The sequence below is a fragment of the Vibrio sp. 05-20-BW147 genome (genome assembly GCF_013369385.1).
GTDB classification, from domain to species: domain Bacteria; phylum Pseudomonadota; class Gammaproteobacteria; order Enterobacterales; family Vibrionaceae; genus Vibrio; species Vibrio floridensis.
In genome coordinates this window covers 1-1,460 of the sequence record NZ_SZTO01000059.1, presented here as the reverse complement: position 1 = coordinate 1,460, position 1,460 = coordinate 1, and the positions used below count along the sequence as shown (strand labels likewise).

At 36.6% G+C, this 1,460-nt stretch carries 1 protein-coding gene; it reads left to right on the top strand.

The window, feature by feature from the left end:
- Nucleotides 1–150: 150 nt before the first annotated feature.
- A complete protein-coding gene (locus FC652_RS19780) occupies nt 151–1,374 on the top strand; it encodes a hypothetical protein (protein WP_176299866.1) in 1,224 nt (407 codons plus the stop codon).
- Nucleotides 1,375–1,460 lie beyond the last annotated feature (86 nt).

Genomic DNA, 1,460 nt, shown 5'->3' with positions numbered 1-1,460 from the left:
GCGCTAATAACAAGGAACATAACATCGATAAGGTCGTGTTTTTGGTTGATGTCCGAGCGAGTATCTTCTACAACAGATAAGTGTTCAATAAGGTTCAAAATGACTGTGCTGCTGAGGGTTTGGCACAATTAGATCATATTTGTTAACAAAGTGCGATCCCGCCCTGGGAAACTGATAAACCAAAATCCAACTGTTAGCAATGCTAGAGATGTAATACCTATCAATGAAAGCTGTTCACATTTAGCAAAGCTAGGAATAAATCCCCAAATACTCGGTGATGGAGAAATTAACTTAACTAGGCAAGCTCTGATGGTTTTTAAATTAATGACTGACTTTGATAAAAAGAACGTTATTAAAGATATTAAATATGTAATAAAAAATCCAAATAGTGCATGCCTTGTAAAACATAAAGCAAACCCATTTTGGCGCATAGCAAGAAATATCAACCCTTTCAAAAATTATCATTTCATGATAATTTACAGGTTGACAGATTCTGGAACAATAGTAATTGAAGATATTGTTTTAGATACATCATTACATGGTCGACGTGTTGAATCTAAGCATCAACGTACTTTGTTATACGACATTGAAAAAGTAGGAAAAGCTAGATATAGCGAAGAAAATTGTCTCAAAAAAGATGTACAAAATGCTTTAGAGGCTTGGAATGCAAATGGTTCAAGGATTGTTCCAAAAATAAACCGAGAACATGTGGCCGTTAATGGTATGAACAATGATTATAATACAGCAGCTAAGTTGATGGGTGTTCATACTGATATCGCATATCAAGATGATAACGTAGCTAGATACAACCTGTTTCATAATCCTACAGATGGAGCTGGATATGATTTAGTTGAATGCCTTTTCGATAAGACTAGGATATTTAAAATTAGAAATTCTCAACAACTAGCATCTCTAATATTAAAAGCACAATCCGAAAAAAGAAAAGTAAAATGGACCGTACACAGTCAAGGGGCAATAATATTTCGATCAGCTCTAGAGCAAGTACTACTAAAGAGGCCAGGATTATCGCTTGAAGGACATGAGCTTGCAGTGCATGCCCCAGGGAGTCATTACTCAATTTTGTCTATATTAGCAAAAAGTCTTAGAATGAATGTTCAAAAGTTACGCGCAAATCCGGGTGACTTCGTACCAAATATAATAGCTTTCAATGGAATTACAAGCTTAACTAAGTTAAAGCTAAGTTCAAATCCGGACTTGATCCGTGCATGTCTCCACTCAACAACAGAAGGAGGAAGTCCACACACGCTTCCTTATCTTGGCCTTAGGACCTACAGGGCGGGATCGCACTTTGTTAACAAATATGATCTAATTGTGCCAAACCCTCAGCAGCACAGTCATTTTGAACCTTATTGAACACTTATCTGTTGTAGAAGATACTCGCTCGGACATCAACCAAAAACACGACCTTATCGATGTTATGTTCCTTGTTATTAGCGCTA